The 16,953-nt window shown below is 41.5% G+C and carries 13 protein-coding genes; 3 read left to right on the top strand and 10 right to left on the bottom strand.

Features of this window, described 5'->3' with window-relative positions:
* Positions 1-15 precede the first annotated feature (15 nt).
* The 9 genes from ACVBDU_RS14250 to ACVBDU_RS14210 form a co-directional block, all read right to left on the bottom strand.
* Positions 16-1,071, bottom strand: coding sequence for a lanthionine synthetase LanC family protein (locus tag ACVBDU_RS14250; protein ID WP_447180405.1), 1,056 nt, complete (start codon positions 1,069-1,071; stop codon positions 16-18).
* Positions 1,072-1,172: 101 nt separating this feature from the next.
* Positions 1,173-3,857, bottom strand: a complete 2,685-nt coding sequence (locus ACVBDU_RS14245; protein WP_447180404.1) for a TonB-dependent receptor — start codon at positions 3,855-3,857, stop codon at positions 1,173-1,175.
* A 267-nt stretch (positions 3,858-4,124) separates the two neighbouring features.
* Positions 4,125-5,771, bottom strand: a complete 1,647-nt coding sequence (gene pgi / locus ACVBDU_RS14240; protein WP_447180403.1) for a glucose-6-phosphate isomerase — start codon at positions 5,769-5,771, stop codon at positions 4,125-4,127.
* Positions 5,772-5,900: 129 nt separating this feature from the next.
* Entirely contained in the window at positions 5,901-6,209 is a 309-nt protein-coding gene (locus tag ACVBDU_RS14235) for a GIY-YIG nuclease family protein (RefSeq protein WP_447180402.1), read from the bottom strand.
* Positions 6,210-6,316: 107 nt separating this feature from the next.
* Positions 6,317-7,588: a M23 family metallopeptidase gene (locus tag ACVBDU_RS14230; protein WP_447180401.1), complete on the bottom strand. Its 1,272-nt coding sequence runs from the start codon at positions 7,586-7,588 to the stop codon at positions 6,317-6,319.
* Complete coding sequence (locus tag ACVBDU_RS14225; RefSeq protein ID WP_447180400.1) at positions 7,588-8,556, bottom strand: tryptophan 2,3-dioxygenase family protein; 969 nt, start codon at positions 8,554-8,556, stop codon at positions 7,588-7,590. The genes ACVBDU_RS14230 and ACVBDU_RS14225 overlap by 1 nt, the downstream gene beginning before the upstream one ends.
* Positions 8,557-8,560: 4 nt before the next feature.
* On the bottom strand, positions 8,561-9,340 hold the full coding sequence (locus ACVBDU_RS14220) for a DUF3108 domain-containing protein (protein ID WP_447180399.1): 780 nt from the start codon (positions 9,338-9,340) through the stop codon (positions 8,561-8,563).
* 843 nt (positions 9,341-10,183) lie between these two features.
* A complete protein-coding gene (locus ACVBDU_RS14215; RefSeq protein WP_447180398.1) occupies positions 10,184-11,272 on the bottom strand; it encodes a serine hydrolase domain-containing protein in 1,089 nt (362 codons plus the stop codon).
* Positions 11,273-11,352: 80 nt separating this feature from the next.
* Positions 11,353-12,414: a helix-turn-helix domain-containing protein gene (locus ACVBDU_RS14210; RefSeq protein ID WP_447180397.1), complete on the bottom strand. Its 1,062-nt coding sequence runs from the start codon at positions 12,412-12,414 to the stop codon at positions 11,353-11,355.
* A gap of 853 nt (positions 12,415-13,267) precedes the next feature.
* On the opposite strand from ACVBDU_RS14210, the gene ACVBDU_RS14205 reads away from it, so the two are divergent.
* Genes ACVBDU_RS14205 through bioD form a run of 3 tightly spaced genes read left to right on the top strand, consistent with a single transcriptional unit; the run spans position 13,268 to position 15,449 of the window.
* A complete protein-coding gene (locus ACVBDU_RS14205) occupies positions 13,268-14,419 on the top strand; it encodes an aminotransferase class I/II-fold pyridoxal phosphate-dependent enzyme (protein WP_447180396.1) in 1,152 nt (383 codons plus the stop codon).
* On the top strand, positions 14,416-14,826 hold the full coding sequence (locus ACVBDU_RS14200; protein WP_447180395.1) for a putative signal transducing protein: 411 nt from the start codon (positions 14,416-14,418) through the stop codon (positions 14,824-14,826). Before ACVBDU_RS14205 ends, ACVBDU_RS14200 begins: the two co-directional genes overlap by 4 nt.
* Positions 14,823-15,449, top strand: coding sequence for a dethiobiotin synthase (gene bioD, locus ACVBDU_RS14195; RefSeq protein ID WP_447180394.1), 627 nt, complete (start codon positions 14,823-14,825; stop codon positions 15,447-15,449). Before ACVBDU_RS14200 ends, bioD begins: the two co-directional genes overlap by 4 nt.
* On the opposite strand, the gene ACVBDU_RS14190 is transcribed toward bioD, so the two are convergent.
* Complete coding sequence (locus tag ACVBDU_RS14190; protein ID WP_447180393.1) at positions 15,446-16,942, bottom strand: ArnT family glycosyltransferase; 1,497 nt, start codon at positions 16,940-16,942, stop codon at positions 15,446-15,448. The genes bioD and ACVBDU_RS14190 overlap by 4 nt on opposite strands.
* Between the last annotated feature and the right edge of the window lie 11 nt (positions 16,943-16,953).

The raw sequence follows: 16,953 nt of genomic DNA, 5'->3' as shown, positions 1-16,953 counted from the left end.
ATTGTTGTTTTACTGTTAGAGTATTCCGATTAGTTTTTCTTCTACAGGCATTAGTGCTAACCCAATGCCCGACAGCCCGTTTTGCATGCCTAATGTACTGTATTTGGAGTTTATGGTGGGAAGGAGTTTGGTTTCTAACCAGAAACTACTGTTTTTTTCAAAGAGTTTAAAACCGGTTTTTTTATAAAAATATTGATATAGGTAGGCTATAGCCCAGTTGTCTTCCGCAATCCCTTTTTTATAAAAAAAATTGTGATTTTTATCTTTATTATAAGCATTATATTTAAGTATAATGTATGCAAGCCTTGTCCAATGGGTATTATCACATGTTTTTCCCGCTTCCCAGAGAGCACAGGCCATGTTCAGGTCCAGGCTTATGATACGGTTGTTCCCGGTGTTTTTTGCAGGGAAAAAGGTGTTCTTATCTATAAATTCCGGGACGGAAAGTGAGATGTTATTCAGCAATAGTTCTATAAGTTCTTTGCTTTTCTTTTTTTGAATACCGGCACGTATACACTTGCTGAGGAATAGAATGATTTCCGGAATTGTAGGCCATTGAAAGGAGAGATGTTCAGTCTTAAGAAAAGCGGAGATCATGTTTTCCAAATTGTTTACTACTTCTGTCAAAAGTGATTTTATGTTCCCGGATTTTTTCAATCTTTGAAAAAGATAATGGCATGTTTGAAAAATTTCCGTGTTAAAGGTGGTGAGATCTTTTAAAGTACTGATTTTTTGATGGATTTCCCCCGTGATAACATCATCAAATTGTGCTAATATATCTATAAGGTCATCAGGATCGAGTAAATGGTTTTCTGCCAGGTGTTGCAATAACCAGCCATAGCCGGCTAAACCATTGTGGAATGATGTAGAGGCAGGTTCTCTGTTTAATGTCTCAAAATTTTCTTCCAGGAGTTCCTCTATCTTTTCTTGGCAGGTTTCATCCCGGGTTTGTATATAATAGGTGGCCAGAAATAGTATTCTGCCGGAGTTTCCGGTGGCGAGGGAGATGTCTTTTTTGTCCGGATTGGTGTTTATGAGGGCTTCTGTGATTATGCGGAGATTAGAACTCATAGAAGTTGTTTGGCTAAAAATAGGGATTATTTCTTGTTTAAAAAAGCAAAAAACCCCACCGGGAGGTGGGGTTTTATTAATATGGTGGGATGGATAGTATATTAGAAATTAAACCTTACGCTGATATTCCATTGCCTGTCCAAACCAAAGGTTGCTCTGTTAGAAGTATTAATTCCTTTATAAACTTGAGATCCTTCCTCAACAGATCTGTTTGTATCCATACTTGCCAGATATACTTCATTAAAGAGATTATCTACGTTGGCTCTAAAATCAATGGACTTTCTTCCTTCTAAAGGTAAGGTGTAGGAGGCGCCTAGTCTAAAAATATCATAGGTAGGTAATTTAAGTATGTCGTTATCTGTGTCGGGATCTGTAAATGAAAGAGGATCATAGTCTGCATATAGATCGCCATAATAGAACCAATCTGCATCTACTGACAGATTTTCCAGAATATTATATTGAACACCAAGATTGAAAGAAGTTTGTGGAGCCCTTCCTACTTTTTTGTCATTGATATAAGACTCAGTGTCGGACAATTCGGGAACAATGGAAAGATCGTCCTGTAAAAACACATTTTGTGTGGGATTATCCGTGAACTTCCAGTTACCAACAGAAGCAAATCCAGTAATGGATACAGCATTAATAGGCCTGTAGAGGAAGTCAAGTTCAAGTCCTATATGTGTTTGCTCCAATCCAGTAAAATTAGCAAAATAGTCTTCATCAATATTGTCTTCATTCAGATCAAGACGTAGAGATTCTGTTCGTGTCCTATTTCCCCATTTCGTATAATAACCATTGAGATTTACATTAAGATTGGAATTTCTAAAACCATAACCGATTTCAAAACTAGTAATCTTTTCGTTGTCGGTTAAAGGATTTATTTCATTAGTAAATGTTAAAAATATATTGTCATGGAAAGGTTGTCTTGAATAATGACCGGCATTAAAGAATACATTATGCTGATCATTTATATTGTAATTAAGTCCTCCTTTAATATTGTAACCACTGTTAGTCACTTTTTCAGATTCCTGACCTTCCAATATACTGTATGCGAAATAATCGTATCGAACGTGCGATTGACTAGATATAGAACCTTGTATAAAAGCGGAAAACTTATCGGTTTTGTATTCAAACTGACCAAATCCACCAACGTATGCAATATCTTCTGAGTTACTGTAATCTATTTGTTGATCATTTCGAACTTTGTTTAAGGTTGGGCCGAATAAGCTTATTTTTTGTCTTTTATACACGATTTGACCTTGAGGAATAGAAGCATTACCTCCTTCATACCATCCATCGAGACCCATAAAATCTACAACTTGGCGATAGTGATCACCATGATAAAAACGGTAATCAACTCCTACATTAAACTCAAAATTATCATTTATCTTATGATTAAAATTGGATACAGTACCTACCCAATAGTGATTATTCATAGAAGCTCTGGTTATATACCCATTGCCTAAGTCTTCATCAAGATCCGGATGATCTCCAATAATTTGGTTCTCGCCACCAATATTTGTTGTTGGAAGAGACTCATTATGGGCAATAATATCATCAAAATTAATTAATCCCTCTTCATTAGTTTTGTTTGCATAGAATCCCATCGGGCCTGTCCCACCGCCACTACCGATAGAAGCATAGGCTACTGTTGAAAGCGTGGAACGATCGCTTATATTCCAATCCCAGTTAAAGTTAATAACTGGTTTATGATAAAAATTAACCCTTTCATTGTATGGGTTCCCATTTCTGTAGCCCCAGTTACTGTTATAGTCTTTACCATATCTTAGAGCATCTCCAATACTGTTTTGATAGGCTTGATCGTGTTTTTGGGGTGCGCCAGTAATAAGAAAGTTGAATGCGTGTTTATCAGAAGGTTTATAGCCTACGGAAAAGAAATAGGTAAGTCCTTCACCTTCGGTTTCTTTGAAGAAATAACCATCACCATGCCAGTAAGAAAGCATATAAGTTGAAGACCACCCTTTATCGTTAGCTCCCGTAGCATAATAAGCTGTTGATTTAGTGTAATTACCGTTCCCCAATTCCTGTGAAACATAACCGCCTTCTTCGTCATTATAACTTTGAGTAACAATATTGACAGTACCTCCAACAGAAGAAATAGCAAGTTTTGAAGCCCCCAAACCTCTCTGTACCTGAACTGCGGTAGCAATGTCTTTTACACCTTGCCAGTTACTCCAGTACATGTTGCCATCTTCCATTCCATTTACTGGTTGCCCGTTTATCAAAACAGCGGTATTACTTTGGTCAAATCCTCTTACCCTTACTTCTGAATCACCATAACCACCTCCTTGTGTGTTGGCATAAACGGAAGGCATTTTCCTCAATAGGGTAGGAAATTCTTCATTTCCCCCCGTTTTCTTTATTCCTTTTGCTGTAATAGTACTAACAGCAACAGGAGTTTGTCTTCCAATTGCCAGGTCAATTACCCCACTACCTACAACAACAACACCTTCCAGTTCTTCAGCATCTGCCTGCAGGGAAATGTTCCCGATATCCCCCGTAGAAGTAAACCTAACCTCTTTCTTCACAAAACCAATGTAAGAAACGACCAGCGTACCGCTGCTCTGCGGTACTTCGATCCGGAATTTTCCGTCAAAATCTGTGGATACTCCGGTGGTCGTGCCTTTTACGACAACATTGGCCCCGGGTAGCGGTTCGTTCAGTTCGGTGTCAATTACGGTACCCGTAATAACACCCTGCGCAAAAGCGGTAGTTGCAATCAGGGCAAAAACCACTGTGAAAAACCCATTGTAAATTGTCTTCATCTGTGTTAATTAAATTTGATTTAGCTGTGCAAAATTGACATTTATAAAATTATCCAACATTAAGTAAATGTTAAATGTTTTAACAATGCGATCCTTTAACTTTTTAAAACAAAAATAGCCATAAAACCTGTCCTCTTGGTTTTCAGCTATTTAATTTTTACACGTATTTATTAACATTAATTTGGGAAAAAGGATTTCGCATGAAGTACGAAACCCCGGCTATCCGTGGATAATCCGGGGTTTGTGTTGTTTATGAAGACTATTTCGTTACTGAGCTTTTTTCTTGAAATACTCCAGTAAATTTGTAGTGGAACTATCGTGCCTGGCTATTTCCGGACTTTGGATGTCCTTTAATATATTGTTTGCAAGCTGCTTGCCCAATTCCACACCCCATTGGTCATAACTGAAAATATTCCAGATAACACCCTGTACGAATATTTTATGCTCGTACATAGCGATAAGCGCGCCCAGACTTTCCGGGGTTAGTTTGTCTACGAGGATGGTATTGGTAGGTTTGTTCCCTTCGAATACTTTAAATGGGAGTAATTTGCTTATTTCTTCTTCACCGGTATTTCTGGCTTTGAGTTCGGCCATAACGTCTTCTTCCGTTTTACCCTGGAGCAGGGCCTCGGTTTGTGCAAAGAAGTTGGCCATAAGCTTATCGTGATGGTCTTTGTCCCCGTGCAGGGAATGTACAAAACCGATAAAGTCCGCGGGAATAAGTTTGGTGCCCTGGTGGATAAGCTGGAAGAATGCGTGCTGTGAGTTGGTGCCCGGTTCTCCCCAGATAATGGTACCCGTCTGGTAATCTACCCGGTTACCTGCTCTGTCCACACTTTTGCCATTACTTTCCATAATACCTTGCTGCAGGTAAGCAGAAAAACGGCTCAGGTATTGGGTGTAAGGTATGATGGCTTCGCTTTCCGCATCGAAAAAATTGTTATACCAGGTGCCTATAAGGGCCAGTATTACGGGAATATTATCTTTAAGGTCTGCGGTTTTAAAGTGGTCGTCCATAGCCTGTGCTCCCTTCAGTAACTTATCGAAATTGTCATAACCTACGGCTAGGGCAATGGATAAACCTACGGCGCTCCAAAGGGAAAAACGCCCTCCGACCCAATCCCACATCGGGAATACATTTTCATCGGCTATGCCGAATTCGGCAATTTTGAGCAGGTTGGTGGAAACCGCGACAAAATGTTTGGCTACATCTTCCTGTCCGGCATGTTTTAAAAACCAGTTTTTAATCGTGGTAGCATTGCTCAGTGTTTCCTGGGTAGTGAACGTTTTGGAAACAATGACAAAGAGTGTGGTTTCCGGGTCCAGGTTTTTGAGGGTTTCATATACGTGGTCCCCGTCTACATTACTTACAAAATGTACGTTGAGGTGATTTTTGTAGAATTTCAATGATTCGGTAACCATAGCCGGACCGAGATCGGAACCCCCGATGCCAATATTTACCACATCGGTAAACGCTTTGCCGGTATATCCTTTTTTCTCCCCGGAAATAATACTTTCCGAAAAGGTTTTGATCTTCTCTTTGACCGCAAAAACTTCGGGGATCACATTCACGCCATCTACGGTGATCTCCTGATCTTTCCCGGCACGAAGGGCGGTGTGGAGCACTGCTCTTTGTTCGGTTTCATTGATGAGGTCGCCGGAAAAATATTTTTGCACGGCGTCTTTTAATTGTACTTCTTCCGCAAGGGAAAAAAGCAGGTCCATGGTCTCTTCCGTGATCCGGTTCTTGGAGTAATCCACATAAAAATCATTCCATTGCACGGTAAATCCGGAAGCTCTTTCCGGGTCTTCGTTAAAATAACCTTTCATTTCCGCATTCCCGACCTTCCGGAAGTGATTCGCAAGTTTTTTCCATGCTTCGGTTTGTGTGGGGTTTGTTTTTTGTAGTGGCATTATTTATATGTGTTGTTATTAGTTATTTTACTTTCATTAAAGCCATATTGCCGAAAAATACTTTTCGGCTAGTGTGGAGGTTCTTCGCTTCGCTCAGAATGACGGGGGGAGTATTTTTGCGGTGATATTTTAATCAATTTTGTCATTTAAGAACTTCCATTCAGGATTGAATGTATTAATTAGGTTTTCTTTTTTCTCCCTCCGCCATCCTTTCAACTCCTTTTCTCTTTTTATAGCTTTGATAATAGATCCGAAATGTTCCCAATAGATCAAATAAAAACATCTGTATCTTGCTGTAAAGGCTTTACTATTAGTATCCGGATTTCTGTGGTAATAAAGCCGTTTTTTTAGATTATTGGTGACTCCGATATAAAGAACCGTTCTTTTTCTGTTTGTCAGAATGTATACATAGTAATTATGACTTCGTATAGGTTTCACCAACGATGAATTCTATTTATTAGATCAAATCAATAGTGTCATTCCGACGGCAGGAGGAATCTCCTGAATAGAAGAAAAGTCCTTTACTCTCCGGGTCTTTATTCTCATCACTCCTCCGCAGAAGTAATGAATTCCTCCTGCTCGTCGTCGAACAGTATGCTGTCCAGTCGCAATTGCAGGGGTTTTATGTATGCCAGGTATCCTTCTTTGAGTTCTTCTCTGATAGGTTCGGCAGACGGGAGGTCCTGTTTGTAGGGGTCTACCTGCTGTCCGTTTTTCCAGAAGCGATAGCAGACATGCGGGCCGGTAGCCAGTCCGGTGCTTCCTACGTAACCGATAACCTGTCCCTGCATTACATGCTGTCCTACCTTAGCGGCGCGTTTGGACATGTGGAGGTATTGGGTTTCGTAGGTGCTGTTGTGACGTATTTTTACATAATTTCCGTTCCCGGAGGTGTACCCGGATTTGGTTACGGTACCATTTGCCGTTGCTTTGATAGGGGTGCCGTGTGGCGCCGCATAATCGGTTCCCAGGTGCGCTTTCCATCGTTTCTGAACAGGGTGGAAGCGCCGTGCGGTGTAGCGGGAAGATATCCTGCTGTATTCCAGCGGAGCTTTCAGGAAAGCCCGGCGCAGGGTGTTCGCTTCTTCATCGTAAAAATCACTTATTCCGTTTACGGAATCCGTCTGGAATTTAAAGGAATAAAAAGGTTTGTTGTTGTGTTCGAAATACGCTGCTTTAATATTTCCTATTCCCGCGTATATGGTATCGTCAATATATTTTTCTTCGTAGATAACCTTAAAGCGGTCTCCCCGTTGCAGACGGAAGAAATCCACCGTCCAGGCATAGATATTGGAGAGGTCGTAAACCACCTGGTAATCCATATTTTTTGCCATAATGGCTTCGGAAAGGGAACTGGTTATAACCCCGGAAGCCTCCCGTTCTATGGTAGTTACCGGTTTTTTCTCTTTATAAGCCTGGATGGAGTCTGCAAACCGGATCACTACATAATCTACGCTGTTGGGCTGGTAGATAAAGCATTCCGGAGTCTGTAGGGAATCTTTGCTGCAGAGCAGGGTATAGGGTTTTCCCACGCGCAGGCCGCGAACAACGTCGAAGGTATCTTTGGCTATTTCTGCTATTTTGTAGACTTTGGCATAGTCTAAATTGTTTTTGGCGAGTATTTCCCCGAAGCTGTCGCCCGACTTAACGGTATCCCGGCGAACTACGTAATTGTGGAGATTGAAACCGAACTCCTTTATTTCAATAGGTTTGATCACTTCCCTCTTCGCTGTTTCTCCAGCATTCCCCTCTTCTTTTTCTTTTTTGCATGCCACGACGGTAATGGCCAGCGCAACTAAAAGTACCTTTTTGAACATTAATTTTTTGTGTTTTCCGGATTAAACATGTGTTCTACCCATTCTTTTCCCCATTCCTTTTTTTCCTCTTCGTTCCAAATTTCAGGAAAAAAGATGACTTTTTGAAAACTTGGAGGTAAATAATCTTTCCAATTTGTTCCGCCCGAGGCATCTATAGTGCTGTTATCCTTCTTCAGATACCGGTAAGCGGACCCCAGGTGCATGAGCGGCCAGTTTACATTGGCATTGGTGTCCAGGGCTTTCATAGCTTCTATAAGATCGGGGTTTTCCTTCTCTTTTTCAGGTAGTTGCAGGTATTTGTGGTATATGGTGGCGTTCTTTACTTCATTGGCAATACGCATAAACCTCGGGGTGTAGCGGTATTCGAATTGTTTCAGTGTAAGTGTTTTTTCTCCGGTAGTATTATCCGTAGCGCCTTTTTTCCAATAAATGTTTTCATAAAGCGTATCAAGCGATGTTTTGGAAGAAAAGTTGCTTCTTACGGAATGATGGACCAGGTTTTCCAGTGGGGTGGCATAAATTTCTATCATCCGGTACTGCGCGGACTGGAATCCGCTTGCGGGTAAAAGGGACATGCGATATTGCAGAAACTGCTCGCGCTCCATACCGTTGATCATTACTTCGAAGGAGGTGATAAGCGCTTTGAAGTAGCGATTTATCCGTCCTATTTTTTGTGTAAAAAATGCTGCGTTCTGTAGCTTATCGTCTATGATCTGTTTTTGTTCGTGGATGATAAGTTTGAAATACAGTTCGGTGATCTGGTGGTACATGATGAAGATCTCTTCATCGGGGAAGTGGGTTCGTGGTATCTGAAGGCTGAGCAGGGTGTCCAGTTGGATATAATCCCAATAGGTCAGGTAGCGTTGGTGCAGCAGGCCGTCAAGGTAGGCGCCCAGGTTCTGGCCGGAATTCCGGTATTTGTCTTCTAACTGATGTATTCTTTCGGCAATCTCCGGTTTTATGTCCATTTTATTAATCTACTACTACTTTGAACTGGTGTTTTAACCCCCGGAAGGCTTCGAGGTCCGCTTTTATGGAACCTACCCGCAAATCTGCCTTTATCCGCATGGGGAGTTTGTTTTCGTCGTCCGAAACCCACAAGGTTAAACTACCCTTTTCTTTAAAGACCCTTCCTGCCTGTACATAAGGTCGGAACTTTGTACAGGAAATTTTGCCAAATTTAGTCTTTAATACCTCTTTTCCCAAGAACTTAAGCTTAAATTTAAAGGTCTTATCGTCATCAAATAACAAATCCAGTTCTGTTTCGTCGCCTTCGGTGAGATTTTCGGTTTTGTAATGGTTCCGGAGGTAGTATATGGCAGAGAGAAGGTCCTGAATATCCCGGTGTATGTCTATTGTCGTAGTCTTTTTATGTTTTTTATTGTCAACCACGGCCTGGTTACTGCTATAGTCGAAGTTGATCTCCATGTTCTTGGTGTAACCGCCTTCGTCTATTTGCCGGATAAACTTGTATGGCCTGCCGTCTTTTTTATCAAAATAACTTTCGTAATTATCATCTACTCTGAAAAATAGCCTTGCCAGTCCCGTAGTCCGGCCTTGACCGACAACGTGAAAGACTGGTTTTCCGTTAAGACTGGTTTCTTTGAGTTCCATGGTGGCGTAACTGGCATTGAAAATACCGTAGTGCACACGAAACTGAAGCCATTCTCCGGAAGTAAAGGCATTTCCGTTTTGGGCATGGAGGTTTGCAAAAAAGCAAAAAAGTATAGAGGTTAAGACAATTTTTTTCATCACTGCTAAAAATATATTGTAAAAATAATAAATTGTGGTTACCCAGCCGAAAGGAGTTGTTTATAAAACAGGATGGAATTGAAAAAATTGCGGATAGGGAACAAAAGTTTTGGAATTTTAGCATTTGAGAGTGGATGGGAGGGAACTTTTTTAGCCACGAATTCACGGATGTTTTTTTGGTAGTATGGCGGGAGTGGGGCGGAATCTTGTTTTTTAGTTGTGGAGTTTGGGAGTTCATAGTTGGTGAGTGGATTTTTTAGCCACGAATTCACGGATGTTTTTTTGGTAGTATGGCGGAAGTGGGGCGGAATCTTGTTTTTTAGTTGTGGAGTTTGGGAGTTCATAGTTGGTGAGTGGATTTTTTAGCCACGAATTCACGGATGTTTTTTTGGTAGTATGGCAGAAGTGGGGCGGAATCTTGTTTTTTAGTTGTGGAGTTTGGGAGTTCATAGTCGGTGAGTGGATTTTTTGGCCACGGATGCACGGATGTTTTTTGTGGTTTTGCGGAAATGGGATGGAGTTGTTTTTGGATTTCAACAAAAAGGGATTTCCCGGAGAAATCCTTTGAAGTCGCTTGGCAGAACAATTTTCGAACCATTTTTACAGGAGTTGAAGAATTTGATAAATGGAGAAAGTCGGGTGTTATTTCTTTTAGAGCATGTTTAAACTGGTTTGATTGAAGCTAAAATGAGGATTTTAGCCGATGGAAATCAGTTTAAAACACGCTCTTAAGTATCTAAGATTGTCAAATATATGTTGGATTAATCTCCTACAGAAGATAACGTCCTCTGTTAAGGATCAGCCCGGAGTTTTCTTATATGCGTGCGAGCAAATAAATGTAATTTAAAATGAATTATAGATCAGTTCCATCACTTCTTCAATGACAGCTTCATCAAAAGAAGATGCTCTGTTGGACATTAAGATAACGGTCAGTTTGTCTTCGGGCATCCTGAACATAATAGCATAAAACACATCATTGCCGCCATCATGCCAGTACACCGGGTTTTTTGTGGGTGCTTCGGAAACTGTCCATCCATAACCGTAAAAAGAACTCCCCTCCGGATCTTCCGCAACATAAGGAAAGAACAATTTTTCCTTTGCTTCAAGGCTTAAAACTGTTTCTCCATTTAAGGCTTTATCCCATTTTTGCATATCCGGGACAGAAGATAAAACACCACCATTAGCCCTGAGGTGCCATCCGGGTCCGTCATCTGCCCAAAGGCCGGGAGTATTTGGAAATCCGACGGGCTCATTACCCATAAAGCCCATAGCCATCCGATCGTTCTTAAAATCCGGTAATATATAACCCGTTTCTTTCATCCCGGCCGGTATCCATAATTGTTCTCTCAGGTAATTTTCATAAGTGTAGTGGGATACTTTTTCAATAATAATTCCCAAAATACTATAACCTACATTAGAATAGGCATAAATAGTTCCTGGATTATTGATCAAGGGACTGGCAAAGGCCAGGTCAATAAAATCATCTGCATCTATGATATCGTAATCATCCCCGATCCCTTCCCGAAAACCTGCGGTATGGGTAAGCAATTGATGAATAGTAATATCTTTTTTATCATCAGGCACTTCCGGGAAATAATCCTTGAGCGTATTTTCTATATGCAAAAAGCCATCCATTTCAAGTTTTAAGATCGCAGACGCCGTAAATTGTTTGGTCAAAGAGCCTATATCAAAAATGGTATGGGTCTTATTTAGAATATCCGGGTCCTGATTTTGTATTCCGAACCCCCTTTCTAACAATACGGTACCTTCTTTTTGAATGTATACACTTCCGTAAAAACCATCGGCCTCCTCAGCTTCGAACAAGCGCGACAGCTGCCGGGATAACCGGGCATTGTCGTCAGGAATGGACGGATCATCCGTACAAGAAATGAGAAATACACTGAATACGAAAAAAAATAACTTGCTTTTCATCCTTAAGAGTTTTTAGAATTGAAGGCGCAAGGTATTTCAGTGCCCGGCTAAAAATGTTCCGATCTATCCAGGCGAACACCTTAGTTCTTATGATTTTTCCTGAATTCTGAAGGAGTTATACCCGTCATCTTCCGGAAAGTAGTGTTAAAAGCTGTTTTGGAGTTAAATCCGGATTCGAAGGCTACACCGAGCATGTTGAGATGTGATTTACTTGTGTCTCTGAGAATGTTCTTGCTTTCCTCAACTCTGAATTCATTTATGAGAGAATAGAAATTCTTGTTTAAATGATTGTTGAGGAAATAGGAGAGATAATGACTTTTAAATCCTAATCGGGCAGCTAATTTTGTTAGTGTAAGATCATTCTCCAGGTAGGGTTTATGGTACTGTAAAAATGTCAATATCTTTTCTTTTACCTGTGCTTCTGTTAACTGGGAGGGAGCAGACGTATTCTTTGTTCCGATTATTTTTTCGATGTTGCTTAATTCGGCAATGGTATAGGGAAATATTTCTTTTTGCAGTATTATATGATATCCCATATAGAACAGCACTCCGACCTGAACTAAGTCGGCTAAATTTATCAGCCAGTCCATATTGCTGAAATTAAAAATGTAGGATGTCAGCAAAAGAAGGGGCATGGCCGACAAGAGGTAATAAAGCCATTTGAGATCGATCCGTTGAACGTTGGAGCTTAATTCTTTAATTCTTTTTTGATGACGCCTTAAACCGAAAATAGAAGCTGCCAGAAAACAGCAGGAAAAGATTAAAAAAAGGGTTTTGTACCAACCTGATGAGAAATATGCTTTGTCCAGATACTGAGGCGTTAAATCCCCGGATTGATGAAATACGATAAACCGGAGTTTAGTCAGCAAATCGATCATAAAGGGCAAAAAAAACATGGAATCTTTCAGCTTAAATTTTTTAGTCGGTTGAATAAAACTAATGATGGCCAGATACAGGGCAGGCGGTAGCATAAAAATAATCAAATCAACTGAGATTATTTTTTTGATTCCCGGGAGAGAGGCTTCGGATTGCCGGATCAGATCGGAGAGAGAAAGAAGGCAAAGCCCGAATACAAAAGCAGCTAGCCATTTGTTTGCCGTTTTATTATACTTCTCGGTCATTACTACTGTAAGGAATGTCAAGAAAACAGCTATACCTAATTTAATTGAAAGGAAGATGGTGAAGTTTATATCCATATTCTAAAGCGTGTGTAATACACAAAACAGCACAGAGTCATTATTCTCCGGAGGGTCCTTCTGACGTCTTGCTAAGATAGAAAGATTACGGGGTTTTTACCAGTAAATACACGAGGACCATTTTTCATATGGATTGCCCCGTATTTTTGCCTGTCCCTAAGTTTTGGGCCTGATCCGTTATTTCGTTGGAATGCGAAAGAAATTGTATTTGTCGGTTGTTTTTTAGCCACGAATTCACGGATGTTTTCCGGAGTAGAAGTTGTGTGTTTCCTAAACTCGAAGTAACCCGGCAACTCCAAAACTACCAACTAACAAACTTTCAACCATACACAAAAACAAGAGGCCCGGAAATTCCGGGCCTCTTAATTAACCAACCAAAACTTTAAATTATGAAAACTTTACTTAAAGTTACAAAAGGGCACCACCCCTTTTGATGATACAAAGATATGGCAGAAATCTGCATTTGGAAATGCTTTTAAGAAACTTTAACGCAAAGCGGGGGAAAACAATATTTTTTGTTAAGGAACTTTAGCTAGTTTGCAAAGAAAACCGATTGTTGTTGATAGGTTGTTATGCCCTGTCAATGCTGGGTTTACGTAAGCTTGAGTTACGAAAACGTTGTAGTGACTTCCCGTTCGGTCCCGTTTTGTGCTCGTTCCTCATTTCCGGGAGAGGGTGTTACTCTACAAAAATAAAATAAACCCGGTTAAAAACACTATAAACCATGTGTTTTTTTGCCGGTTTTTGAATATATAATTTACCGTCCGGGGCTTGCCGGTTTTTTTTACCTTTGGTTCTTATGGAATTTCCGAAGAAATTAGAGAGGAAACTGCAAAGCAGGGAAGAAAAAAATGCCTTGCGAAAGCTTCCCGGGCCCATTGCCGCGGTAGATTTTTCTTCCAATGATTACCTGGGCTTGTCGGCATCGAAGACGGTTTTTCAGGAAGCCGGCCGTATCCTGAACAGGAGAGGTGATGTTCGGAACGGGGCTACGGGATCGCGATTATTGACCGGGAATCACGATCTTTACCCGGAAACCGAAAAAATGATGGCCGGCTTTCATCGTTCGGAAGCGGCATTGGTTTTTAATTCGGGCTATGATGCCAATACGGGGTTTTTTTCCAGTGTCCCGCAAAGGGGAGATGTGGTGTTTTATGACGAATGGATACATGCCAGTATCCGGGACGGAATACAAACAGGGCTTGCCGATGCATACAAATTCCGGCATAATGATGTGGAAGACCTGGAGAAAAAGTTGTTAAGGGTCCGGGATAATAGCGGTAAAAGGGAAGGGCATATTTACGTAGTTACGGAATCGGTGTTCTCTATGGACGGAGATTCGCCCGATCTTCGTGCTATGGCCGACCTGGCCGGGAGATATTCCGTATATCTTGTAGTAGATGAGGCGCATGCGATAGGTGTTTTTGGTGATAAGGGTGAAGGACTGGTACAGGAACTCGGCCTGGAAGACCGTGTTTTTGCAAGGATAGTTACTTTCGGTAAAGCTATGGGATGTCACGGAGCGGCTGTTCTGGGGTCTGCCAAACTAAAGAGTTACCTGGTGAATTTTGCCCGAAGCCTGATTTACACTACGGCATTGCCTGCGCATTCCGTGGCTACTATCCAGGCTGCCTATGGTGTGTTATCCGGCTCATATCCGGGAGAAGCCCTCCGTGAAAATATATCCTTTTTCAAATCCGTACTGCACGACCTGGGGGTGGATACTTTTTTTGTCCCCAGCGATTCTGCAATACATTGTTGTGTTATCCCCGGAAATGAAAAGGTTAAAAACATTGCTTTACATCTGGTTGAAAAAGGTTTTGACGTCAGGGCTATCCTTTCTCCGACAGTTCCCGCCGGGCAGGAACGGCTGCGTTTTTGTTTGCACAACTATAATACGAAAGAGGAAATTTCGGAGGTGTTGAAGTTGTTGGCTACTTTTGTGCTATGAGAGATACGTTTATAACCGTAGCCACATTTCAATACTCGTCAGAGGCACTGGTAATCAAAGGCAGGCTGGAAGCCGAAGGTGTAGAAGTTGTTATGGCGGACCATCACACCATCGATGTAGATCCTCTCATCAGTAATGCTATCGGGGGAGTGAAATTAAAAGTACGCGGGGAAGACAGGGACAAAGCCTTGCGGATATTAAAAATGATCCGTAAATATTCCCTGGATGATGAAGGCAATACTATTCAGTGTCCTAATTGCAACAGTGATAAAGTAGAGTATTTTACTAATGTTACCGATTTTAAATCCTTTATATCTTTCCTGTTTGGCTTTTTGTTCGGCGCTCTTCCTTTTTACGTAAAATATGAATACCGCTGTGAAGTGTGTAAGAAAAAATTTAATGTATGACCTATTCGAAATTCTTTATCACCGGCATTTCCACGGAAGTTGGAAAAACCATTGTTTCTGCAATAGTTACGGAAGCCCTGGAAGCCGATTACTGGAAGCCTGTACAGTCCGGTGATCTCCACGATTCGGATTCCCATAAGATAGGAAGGCTTATATCCAATCCGAAAACCAAAATACATCCCAATAGTTATGCGTTAAAAACACCTATGAGCCCCCATGCGGCGGCGGAGATTGATGAGGTCCGTATAGAAGCTGCCAAAGTAACAGAACCGGAAGTTACCGGAGACCTGGTCATAGAAGGGGCGGGAGGTTTGCTGGTGCCACTGAACAATACGGAAACTATTGCGGATCTGATAAAGCCGGATTATAAGGTGCTGATCGTGTCGCGTAACTATCTGGGGAGTATAAATCACACACTTCTGACCATAGAGGCCTTGAAGCAAAGAGGAAAGCAGATAGGAGGGATAATCATCAGTGGTGATGAAAATCCGTCTACGGAAAGTATTATAGAAGAGATGGGAAAAGTACGTATCCTGGGAAGAATATCCGAAGAGGTGTTTTTTGACAAGGCAGTGGTAAAAAAATATGCGGAACTGTTTTCTCCCGTATTGCGTGCACTTTAGGGTATTCGCTGGTATATCTCGGCTTCTCCTATTCTCTTTAAAAACCGGTAATTTTTGGCCAGGATATTTTTAAAGTAAATATTATCCGGAGTATTGTCTTTCATAAAAGGTATTTTTCCTCTTTCCGTTACAATGATCTGCGGGTTGATGACCGAGCATATATACTGCAGTTCTTCCACACTGTTTTTTCTCGGATTGTCGTAAAACTGGTATAGCTGTTCGCGGTCGAGGTTAGAGGGATGGGTAACGGATTTGGTGGGGGGCTGTTCGTCAACAAGCCAGTAACCTATATGGTTTTCGAGGAAAAAGATAGACTGTACATCTCCTATGTTGGCCCGGAGATATTCCGGAACTTCTATACCCTCACCGTTGTAAAGAGATTTTCCGTCAAGGACACGGTCTCCCAGAAAACAATACTCCTTAATGGGTTCGAACTGTATAAGTAGTACTATGGCGGCAGCAAACGGGGTATAAGCTATTTTCCCGAACCAATGGATGTGGCTTATAATCACTGCCAGGGGCAGGATTAAAAAGGGATAAAGCTGAATGAGGTAATGACCGTTCATTTCGCCCGATTGTATAAAAGAGATCATTGTTCCCGCAAGTGCAAGCAAAATATAGGTATAGTTCCGGCATAATTTCGGGAAACATTTTTTTCTGTGGTTGACAAAGATCAGGAGTGCGGCAATACCGATAAAAGGCAACAGGTCGGTGAAGGCTTTAATATTATTCGTGGGATCCGGAGTGTCGTAATGCAGCGGCGCCAGTATAACGGATTCCCACCATATGAGGGAAAGGCCATCGGCATAGTAGGGTATAACCGTAAGCAATACGGGAATGGCAACACCCGCCCCGTATATAAAACCGCTTTTTATGGCGGCGTAGATGCTTTTGGACCGGAATTCGAAAAACATAAGCCCAAGCCCCGTAAACAATATGGGATAGGCCAGGTTGAGTTTTATCATGGCTGCAATACCGAACAGAAAACCGGCCAGGAAAATATGCCTGTTTTTTGTGGCTTTGATAAGGAACCAGAACCCGGGAATGGAAAATAGCATAGAAAGGTGCTCTGTCATCACCCCCTGCAGATTTCCGAACAGGCTGGATAAAAAGATATACAGCATGCCGCACCAGAACCCCACTTTTCTCCCGGACAGGCGGTCGCCGATCTTAAATAGGTAAAGTGAAGAGATGGCTATAGCTATTGTGCCTGCAAGGCGTATGGCAATAAAACTTTTTCCGAAGATCTTAATAATTACAGCGAAGAAGAGAAATGCAGCCGGGGGCTTCAGGTCCCAGAGGTGGGTATAAGGCAGGTGCCCATCCGTCCAGGCTTGCCCCATCAGAATAAAAGTGCTCTCGTCCCGGTCTATATAATCCCGGAAAAAAAAGGGAAAACGAATAAACAAAGCTACTCCCAGGAAAATCAGGAAGATCTGATACAGTTTTAACGGGGAATAATTTATGTTAATCCCGTGTTTTAATAGGTTCAATGTTAGTCAGG

This window comes from Sinomicrobium endophyticum (assembly GCF_052983315.1).
The sequence above is the reverse complement of the archived record's forward strand: the minus strand, read 5'-3'. Positions and strand labels throughout refer to the sequence as shown.

Bases quoted from the DNA above. Each gene is read 5' to 3' on its own strand.
- ACVBDU_RS14220 (WP_447180399.1), bottom strand. From the start codon at position 9,340: ATGAAAAAAATTGTCTTAACCTCTATACTTTTTTGCTTTTTTGCAAAC.
- ACVBDU_RS14200 (WP_447180395.1), top strand. From the start codon at position 14,416: ATGAGAGATACGTTTATAACCGTAGCCACATTTCAATACTCGTCAGAG.
- ACVBDU_RS14205 (WP_447180396.1), top strand. From the start codon at position 13,268: ATGGAATTTCCGAAGAAATTAGAGAGGAAACTGCAAAGCAGGGAAGAA.
- ACVBDU_RS14250 (WP_447180405.1), bottom strand. From the start codon at position 1,071: ATGAGTTCTAATCTCCGCATAATCACAGAAGCCCTCATAAACACCAAT.
- ACVBDU_RS14230 (WP_447180401.1), bottom strand. From the start codon at position 7,588: ATGTTCAAAAAGGTACTTTTAGTTGCGCTGGCCATTACCGTCGTGGCA.
- bioD (WP_447180394.1), top strand. From the start codon at position 14,823: ATGACCTATTCGAAATTCTTTATCACCGGCATTTCCACGGAAGTTGGA.
- ACVBDU_RS14215 (WP_447180398.1), bottom strand. From the start codon at position 11,272: ATGAAAAGCAAGTTATTTTTTTTCGTATTCAGTGTATTTCTCATTTCT.
- ACVBDU_RS14225 (WP_447180400.1), bottom strand. From the start codon at position 8,556: ATGGACATAAAACCGGAGATTGCCGAAAGAATACATCAGTTAGAAGAC.
- ACVBDU_RS14245 (WP_447180404.1), bottom strand. From the start codon at position 3,857: ATGAAGACAATTTACAATGGGTTTTTCACAGTGGTTTTTGCCCTGATT.
- pgi (WP_447180403.1), bottom strand. From the start codon at position 5,771: ATGCCACTACAAAAAACAAACCCCACACAAACCGAAGCATGGAAAAAA.